The sequence below is a fragment of the Kribbella sp. DT2 genome (assembly GCF_049844575.1).
Classification (GTDB): Bacteria; Actinomycetota; Actinomycetes; order Propionibacteriales; family Kribbellaceae; genus Kribbella.
Genome location: NZ_JBNCLH010000020.1, coordinates 43267 through 51549 on the forward strand (window position 1 = coordinate 43267; position 8283 = coordinate 51549).

The following is an 8283-nucleotide window of genomic DNA, read 5'->3' on the forward strand; positions in this document are numbered from 1 at the left end:
TGGGGGCTCGGATGCGCACAGCTGGTTTCGCCCTACTCGCTGCGGCAACCCTGATGGCCGGCCTGACCGTGCCGCCTGAGCGGTCTCAAGCGGCACCACCGCCGAAGAGCCCCGGCGAGCTGGCGCTCTGGTACACCGCGCCGGCGACCGACTGGGAGTCCGAGGCGCTGCCGATCGGCAACGGCGCGAGCGGCGCGATGGTGTTCGGCGACCCCGCGACCGAGCACCTGCAGCTGAACGAGAAGACCCTGTGGACCGGCGGGCCGGGATCCCAGCAGGGCTACGACTTCGGCAACTGGCGCACGCCGCGGCCGACCGCGCTGACCGACCTCCGCACGATGATCGACCGCGACCTCAAGGTCGCGCCCGACGTCGCGACGAACCTGCTGGCGCAGAACGAGATCGGCTTCGGCGACTACCAGCCCCTGCTCGACCTGAAGCTCGCCATGCAGCACGGCGGCAGCGCGACGTCGTACCGACGGCACCTCGACATCGAGAACTCGCTCGCCGGAGTCCAGTACGACGTCGACGGCGTGCGCCACACGCGCGAGTACTTCGCCAGCGCGCCCGGCAACGTGATCGTCGCGCGTCTCAGCGCGGACCGACGCGGCAAGGTCGGGTTCACCGCGAGTCTGACCGGCGAGGCGAACCGCACGCTGACAGCGACGGCCCAGCGCGGCCGGATCACCGTCAAGGGCGCGCTGCTCGACAACGGGCTTCGGTACGAGCTGCAGGCGCAGGTCCTGACCACCGGTGGGACCAGGACCGACAACGCCGACGGCACGGTCACGGTCTCGGGTGCGGACTCGGCGGTGCTGGTGATGAGCTCGGGGACCGACTACTCCGACGTCTACCCGACGTACCGGGGCAAGGATCCGCACGCGGGGGTCACCGGCCGGATCGATGCCGCGAGCAAGCTTTCGTACGGCGTACTGAAGGCACTGCACGTCGCCGATCACCGGAAGCTGTTCGACCGGGTGAACCTGGACCTCGGTCAGGTGATGCCGGACGTGCCGACCGACGAGCTGCTCACCCAGTACCAGCAGGGGACGGCGACGCCCGCGGCGCGGAAGGCATTGGAGACGCTGTTCTTCCAGTACGGGCGGTACTTGCTGGTGGCATCGTCCCGCGGCAACTCGCCGCTGCCCGCGAACCTGCAGGGCGTCTGGAACCACTCGACGACGCCGCCGTGGCACGCGGACTACCACGTCAACATCAACCTGCAGATGAACTACTGGCCGGCCGAGACCACGAACCTGAGCGAGACGACGGCGCCGCTGTTCGACTTCGTCGACGCGCTGGTTCCGCCGGGACGGGTGACGGCTCGGGAGATGTTCGGGGCCGACGGCTGGGTCGTGCACAGCCAAACGAATCCGTTCGGCTTCACCGGCGTGATCGGGTACCCGCTGGCGTTCTGGATGCCGGACGCGGGCGGCTGGCTCGCGCAGCACTACTGGGAGCACTACCAGTTCACGCAGGACAAACGGTTCCTGAAGGAGCGGGCGTACCCGCTGATGAAGGAGCTGGCCGCGTTCTGGATCGACGAGCTGCAGGTCGACCCGCGCGACGGGAAGCTGGTGGTCAGCCCGAGCTTCTCGCCCGAGCACGGCGACTACTCGGCCGGCGCGGCGATGCCGCAGCAGATCGTGTGGGACCTGTTCACCAACCTGTCCGAGGCGGCGCCGCTGGTCGGTGAGTCCTCGGCGTACCGGGCTGAGCTCGCGTCGGTACTGGAGCGGCTCGACCCGGGGACGAAGGTCGGCTCGTGGGGCCAGCTGCAGGAGTGGAAGGAGGACTGGGACGACCCGGCCGACCAGCACCGGCACACGTCGCAGCTCTTCGGACTGCACCCTGGGCGGCAGATCCTGCCGTTGGAGAACCCCACGCTGGCCGCGGCCGCCGTGAAGACGCTGGAGGGTCGCGGCGACGGCGGCACCGGGTGGAGCAAGGCGTGGAAGATCAACTTCTGGGCGCGGCTGCTCGACGGCAACCACTCGCACAAGATGCTCGCGGAGCAGCTCAAGACGAGCACGCTGAAGAACCTGTGGGACACCCACCCGCCGTTCCAGATCGACGGCAACTTCGGCGCGACCGCCGGGGTCGCGGAGATGCTGCTGCAGAGCCACGCCGGCGTCGTCGACGTACTGCCCGCACTGCCGGACGCCTGGGCCGACAAGGGCTCGTACGACGGTCTGCGGGCGCGTGGTGCGATCACGGTCGGCGCGACGTGGGCCTCGGGAGCGGCGTCCGAGCTGCGGGTCCGGCCTGACCGTTCGGGTGATGTTGCCCTGCGCAACAAGATCTTCGGCGGGCCGTTCACGGTGACCGATCAGCACGGACGGGCGGTTGGATTCCAGCGGACCGGGACGGACACGATCACCTTCGACGCTGCCGGCGGGCGGACGTACCTGGTCCGGGCCAAGGCCCAGCTCCAGGTCACCGCACCGGACGCCGTCGCGCTGAAACCCGTTGAGGTCAAGGCCTCGCTGACCGGCACGCTCGCGGCAGGCGACCTCAAGCTGAGCGCACCCGACGGCTGGACGGTCTCTCCGGCCACCGTGAAGACGCCTGCGGTCAAGCCAGGCAGGCCGTTCACCACGACCTTCACCGTCACGCCGACGATGGCATCCGGCGAAGGCGACTTCACTTTGACCGCCTCCCACACCAGCCCCGACGGAAACCTCACGGCCCGAGCCGGCACCGGTCTGTGGCGCGTCAACCTCGCCCGCGGCAAACCCGCGACGCAGAGCTCGACCATCCTCGACGCGGCAGCCTCCCGAGCCGTGGACGGAAACACCAGCGGCAGCTGGGGCGACAACTCCGTCACCCACACCGCCGAGCCCTCCACGGAAGCCTGGTGGCAGGTCGACCTAGGCGGGGCCGAGGCGCTGTCCCAGCTGGCCCTCTACAACCGCACCGACTGCTGCTCCGACCGCCTCAGCAACTACTGGATCCTCACGTCGGAGTCCCCCATCACCGCGTCGACCTTGGAGGAAGCCCGCAACACCCCCGGCGTCACCGCACTCCAACAGACCGCTGTCGCCGGCAGCCCGACCCTGGTCGACCTGGACACCACAGCCCGCTACGTCCGCATCCAGTTGGAGTCCCAGTCCACCCCGCTCTCCATCGCCGAGGTCAAACTCCACCCCGCGGGTGGTTGACGTACTCCGGTGGAAACAGCCAGCCAGTACGACGAAGCATCGACCGGTCAGGTGGGGTCGGTGAACGTGATCGGCTTGCCGGTGGCGCGGGCGTAGGCGATCTCCCGGCTCGTGGACTCGCCGATGTAGCCGCCGGGGTTGACGATCAGGACACGGTCGGCCAGGTCGATCTTGCGCAGGTGGAGAGCGCCCAGCGCGGTCTTCTGCTCGTTGGTGATCGACTGGTCGGCTTCGTGATCCTCGGCGCGGGGGAAGACACCCGGCGCGACGACGATGGCGCCGGCCAAGGTCAGGTCGCGGTTCGCCGCGAGCATCTCGTCCACGAACCGGGCAGAGCCGCAGATGCACACGATCTCGGGCCGGTCAGACACGCCCTAGCCTCTTGGCCAGGATTCCCAGGCGGAGGCGAACATTTCGTCGACGGTGTGGGTGTTCTTCCACTCCAGGTCGCGGGCGGCGAGCTCGCCGGAGGCTACGACGCGCGAAGGGTCGCCGGGGCGGCGAGGGGCTTCGCCGGGGGTGAAGTCGATGCCGGTGACGCGGCGGGCGGCGTCCATGATCTGGCGGACGCTCGTGCCCGTGCCGGAGCCGAGGTTGTAGACGGGCTCGAGGGTCTTGCCGGAGTCGAGTGCGCGGGCGGCAGCGACGTGGGCACGGGCGAGGTCGGCGACGTGGACGTAGTCCTTGACCGACGTGCCGTCGGGGGTCGGGTGGTCGGTGCCGTAGATCTGCGGGACCTTGCCCTGCGTCAGCAGGTTGCAGACGATCGGGAACAGGTTGTACGGGCTCGCGTCGTACACCTTCGGGTCACCGGACCCGACCACGTTGAAGTAGCGCAGCGACGTGTGGTTCAGCTCGACGGCCTTCGCCTGGTCCGCGAGCAGCCACTCGCCGACGAGCTTCGTCTCGCCGTACGGGCTCTGCGGGTCGGGTGTCGTCTGCTCGGTGACGACCTCGTCGGCGGGCGTGCCGTAGACGCCCGCGCTGGAGGAGAACACGAGGTTGCGCACGCCGGTGTCGGCCATCGCGTTCAGCAGCGAGACCATCGCGGTGACGTTCTGCGTGTAGGTGTGCATCGGCTTGTCCACCGACACCCCGGCGTACTTGTAGCCGGCCAGGTGCACCACACCGCTCACGCCCGCGAGCGTCGACCGGACCACCTCGGTGTCGAGGAGGTTCGCCTCGACGAACGGCACCCCCTCGACCAGGAACTCGGGCTTCCCGCTGGACAGATCGTCGATCACGACGACGTCGATCCCGTCCGCCACGAAGGCCCGCACCACGTGCGCTCCGATGTACCCCGCACCACCAGTTACCAGCCAAGTCATGTCCGCATCCTCTCACTCCTCGACGGCCGGTTCCGAACCCGTACCAGAGGGCAATGATCGGACTTGTGCTCGCCGCCGGGGCCGGCCGCCGCCTCCGCCCGCCCGGGAAGCGGGACTGCGCGAGGTCAAGAACTAGCGGGTGACGGTCACACTCGCGCGGTCGTGGCGGCGCTCGCGCGGGTGACCTCGATCGGCTGCTCGATCAGCTCGGTGACGATCGACCCGTCGGCAGGGACCAGCCAAGGACTCCCCGGTTCGCCGTCGGGGTTCGCCTTCCACGCGCGGCAGACCTTCGGCACCTTGATCGGGTAGATCCGCAGCGCGCCCTCGCGATCGATGTGCAAGCGCAGGAACCCCTTGTAGTCCTCGAGGCTCTGCCCCGCGAACACCTCGTTGGTGTTGAACCCGAACCGGCAGGCGACCAGCAGGTAGACCCCGACCACCAACGAGTCCACGAAGCCCACCAGCACCGGCGTACCGATCAAAGCGACCACCACGGTCACCCACTGCGCAGCGTCAGCCTCCAGCCGGTACAGCACGACCGCCCAGAACCCCGCGAGCGCCAGGTGCGCCGCCGAGTGCAGCACACCAGCGACTCCAGCAGCGAACGAACTTCGCTCCAGCCCCAACCGCGCGAACAGCACCCCGCCGACCACGGTCCCCAACACGGCAAAGGCCGCGGGCGTCCAGACGGCCAGCGTCCCGAACACGCCCCGCGGATCCGTCGCCAGCCCGAACTGCACCAGCAACGCGATCACCGTCTGCAGGAACGCGGTCAGCCCCCAGAACCCGGGATTGCGCCAGGGCAGCCGGAAGATCCCGTTCGCCAGCCGCGACGACTCCTCCCGCGACGGGTACGTCTGCGCCCGGTCGAAGGTCGTGTGCTCGTCGGTTTCGGTCACCCGCGACGTCTTCGGCGGCAGCTCGAGACTCTTCGGCAGCAGATGCGTGGCGGTCAGGTACGCACCTCCACCTCCACTGGTGATCCGCTGGCCGGTCCCGTCCTGCTCGGCGTACCGGGCGTAGTGGTGCGAGTCGCCGGACAGCATCACGTGCACGGTCGCGCCGGCCGGGCGGACGATCTCGCGCTCGAAGAACCGGATCGCGTCGTAGCCGCGGGCGTCGCCACCCGATCCGGCCTTGATCCACGCGGGTTTCGGCGTACAGAGAATGACGCCGTCGCCCTCGCGCATCTGCGTCGTCGCGCGCCGGAAGTACGCCAGCTGCGGCGCGTCGATGTACTCGTCGAACTGGGTGTCGATCGCCAGCAGCCACCAGCGCTGCGGCAGCTGGATCGCGAAGTAGCTGCGGGCCTGCTCGGTGTCCCACCCTCCTACCGGCCGGCTCTGCGCGAACACCCGCAGGAACGCGGTCAGCCCGTCGTACCAGTCGTGGTTGCCCGGCAGAGCGAACAGCGTGGGCCGGTCCTCCACCTCTTCTTCCCGCGGAAAGGCCGCCCGGTACGGGCCTTTCGTGCGGTCCTCGTACGCCGTCGCGGACGCGGCCGGGTAGGCCTGGTCGCCGCCCATCACGAGCACCTGGCCCCGCGGCAGGTGCAGGTTACCGGCGGGCGACAGCTCCGGCGCCGCGAGCACGGAAGCGATCGAGTACGTCGCGTCGAAGCCGTCGCCGAGGTCGGCCACGAAGTCGAACCACAGCTCGTCGTCGCCGTGGTGGTAGATCTCGGCCTGCAGCGCGCTCTGCAGCTCGCGCTTGTCGGCGTACGCACCGAAGATGCCGGCCAGGAGGGCCTTCAGACCGGCGCTCGCGAGAACGGTCGGGAGGAGCCAGCGAACAGCTCCCCGGCGGCGGAATCCGAGCTGCTCCTCGGACAGGTCGTGCGGGCGGGAATCCTTCACCCGCAGAAGGTATGCGGTCCTCGGCGTACTCGCCGCAACGGTGGCAAATCGTTGCCGACCCGCGACCATCCGTCACCGACTGAAACGGTTCAGAGCGCGCCGATGTGAGTCCACGGCCCGGAGCCCAGTAGATTGGCCCGCATGTCAACCGCCGCCGAGTCGGCCACCACCGCGGACGCCGCGGCACTGGCCGAACGCTACGGGTTGTCCAAGAGCGCGGCGCGTCCGCCGTTCTGGGGCTACCTCCGTGAACTGTGGGGCCGTCGCCAGTTCATCTACAGCTACGCCCGCGCGCGCACGTACGCGCTGTACGCGGGGGCCCGGCTGGGATCGGTCTGGCAGATCCTCACCCCACTACTGAACGCCGGGGTCTACTACCTGGCCTTCGGTGTCCTGCTGGGTACCAGGGGCGGGATCGACAACTACCCGGCCTTCCTGATCTGCGGCATGTTCATCTTCACCTACACGCAGCGCTCGATGACCGAGGGTTCGCGGGCGATCGCGACGAACATGTCGCTGATCCGCACGCTGCACTTCCCGCGCGCGACACTGCCGCTGGCCTACGTGGTCAACGAGCTGAACCAGCTGTTCATCTCGATGGGCATCCTGCTGCTGCTGGTCGGCTTCACCGACGGGCCGGCGCTGAGCTGGTTCCTGGTGGTCCCGGCGCTGCTGCTGCAGACCATGTTCAACGTCGGCGTCACGCTGATCTTCGCGCGGCTCGGGACCTTCCTGACCGACATCAGCCAGCTGCTGCCGTTCATCACCCGCACCTGGCTGTACGCGTCCGGCATCTTCTTCTCGATCCCGGACAAGCTGCGCGACGCGGACGCCCCGGGCTGGGTGATCCACCTGCTGGCGCTGAACCCGATCTCGGCCTACATCGACATCATGCGCAGCGCGCTGCTGGAGTCGCACGAGAAGCACTCGCTGCCGAACGCGTGGCCGATCGCCATCGGCTGGGCGGTAGTAGCCTTCGTCGGCGGTTTCATCTACTTCTGGCGAGCGGAGGACAGGTATGGCCGTGGCTGAGACGGCAGCTCCGACCCCGGCGGCCCCCGCGCCGGCGGCAGAGTTCGCCCCCACCGTGATCGCCGACCAGGTCAACATCATCTACAAGGTGGCGGCCGGCTCCGGCGGCAAGGGCACCGCGGCGACCGCGTTCCGGCGGATCCTCAAGCGCCAGGACCGGCCGACGATCCGCGAGGTGCACGCGGTCAAGAACGTCACGTTCACCGCGCACAAGGGCGACGCGATCGGCCTGATCGGGCGCAACGGCTCGGGCAAGTCGACGCTGCTGCGCGCGATCGCCGGGCTGCTGCCGCCGGCCTCCGGCGCGATCTACACCGGCGGCCAGCCGTCCCTGCTGGGCGTCAACGCCGCGATGATGAACGACCTGACCGGCGACCGGAACGTGGTGCTGGGCTGCCTGGCGATGGGCATGAGCCCGGCCGAGATCGACGAGCGGTACGACGAGATCGTCGAGTTCTCCGGGATCGGCGACTTCATCGACCTGCCGATGTCGACGTACTCCTCGGGCATGTCGGCGCGGCTGAAGTTCGCGATCGCCTCGGCCAAGACGCACGACATCCTGCTCGTCGACGAGGCGCTGGCGACGGGTGACGCGGAGTTCCGGGTCCGCTCGGAGCAGAAGATCAAGGACCTGCGCGACCAGGCCGGCACGGTCTTCCTGGTCAGCCACTCCCTCGACGTCGTGCTGGACACCTGCAACCGGGCGATCTGGCTCGACAAGGGTGTGCTGAAGATGGACGGCGACGTGAAGGAAGTTGTCGACGCGTACAACAAGGAAGCCACCGGCAAGCGCTGAGCCTGCCGCGAAGAACCCCGGGACCTTTGCGTGAACTGGTCCCCGGAAGTTGGACTGGTTGGATAAGAGCCTAGGCCGCGAGGGTCTGGGTCCGGTATTGCACCGGG

General features: G+C 68.9%; 6 protein-coding genes. 3 read left to right on the forward strand and 3 right to left on the reverse strand.

Features of this window, described 5'->3' with window-relative positions; translation table 11 throughout:
* The first annotated feature begins 11 nt into the window (after positions 1 to 11).
* Positions 12 to 3161: a glycosyl hydrolase family 95 catalytic domain-containing protein gene (locus ACLQ2O_RS41630; protein ID WP_425843374.1), complete on the forward strand. Its 3150-nt coding sequence runs from the start codon at positions 12 to 14 to the stop codon at positions 3159 to 3161.
* 47 nt (positions 3162 to 3208) lie between these two features.
* Here the strand turns inward: ACLQ2O_RS41630 and ACLQ2O_RS41635 are convergent, their stop codons facing one another.
* The 3 genes from ACLQ2O_RS41635 to ACLQ2O_RS41645 all read right to left on the reverse strand — a co-directional run bounded on the left by ACLQ2O_RS41635 (position 3209) and on the right by ACLQ2O_RS41645 (position 6348).
* Positions 3209 to 3532: a hypothetical protein gene (locus ACLQ2O_RS41635; protein WP_425843376.1), complete on the reverse strand. Its 324-nt coding sequence runs from the start codon at positions 3530 to 3532 to the stop codon at positions 3209 to 3211.
* 3 nt (positions 3533 to 3535) lie between these two features.
* The gene (gene galE, locus ACLQ2O_RS41640) at positions 3536 to 4489 is read right to left on the reverse strand and encodes a UDP-glucose 4-epimerase GalE (RefSeq protein ID WP_425843378.1); all 954 of its coding nucleotides are present in this window, start codon (positions 4487 to 4489) and stop codon (positions 3536 to 3538) included.
* A 146-nt stretch (positions 4490 to 4635) separates the two neighbouring features.
* Entirely contained in the window at positions 4636 to 6348 is a 1713-nt protein-coding gene (locus ACLQ2O_RS41645; RefSeq protein WP_425843380.1) for a metallophosphoesterase, read from the reverse strand.
* Between the two features lie 141 nt (positions 6349 to 6489).
* Between ACLQ2O_RS41645 and ACLQ2O_RS41650 the strand changes: the two genes are divergently transcribed.
* Positions 6490 to 7380, forward strand: a complete 891-nt coding sequence (locus tag ACLQ2O_RS41650) for an ABC transporter permease (protein ID WP_425843382.1) — start codon at positions 6490 to 6492, stop codon at positions 7378 to 7380.
* Positions 7367 to 8176 carry an ABC transporter ATP-binding protein gene (locus tag ACLQ2O_RS41655; protein ID WP_425843384.1) on the forward strand — a complete coding sequence of 270 codons (810 nt, stop codon included), beginning with the start codon at positions 7367 to 7369 and terminating at the stop codon, positions 8174 to 8176. Before ACLQ2O_RS41650 ends, ACLQ2O_RS41655 begins: the two co-directional genes overlap by 14 nt.
* Positions 8177 to 8283: the final 107 nt, after the last annotated feature.

What these genes read in the sequence shown, in the direction of transcription:
- galE (WP_425843378.1), bottom strand. Translation starts at nt 4,489, where the DNA reads ATGACTTGGCTGGTAACTGGTGGTGCGGGGTACATCGGAGCGCACGTG.
- ACLQ2O_RS41655 (WP_425843384.1), top strand. Translation starts at nt 7,367, where the DNA reads ATGGCCGTGGCTGAGACGGCAGCTCCGACCCCGGCGGCCCCCGCGCCG.
- ACLQ2O_RS41630 (WP_425843374.1), top strand. Translation starts at nt 12, where the DNA reads ATGCGCACAGCTGGTTTCGCCCTACTCGCTGCGGCAACCCTGATGGCC.
- ACLQ2O_RS41650 (WP_425843382.1), top strand. Translation starts at nt 6,490, where the DNA reads ATGTCAACCGCCGCCGAGTCGGCCACCACCGCGGACGCCGCGGCACTG.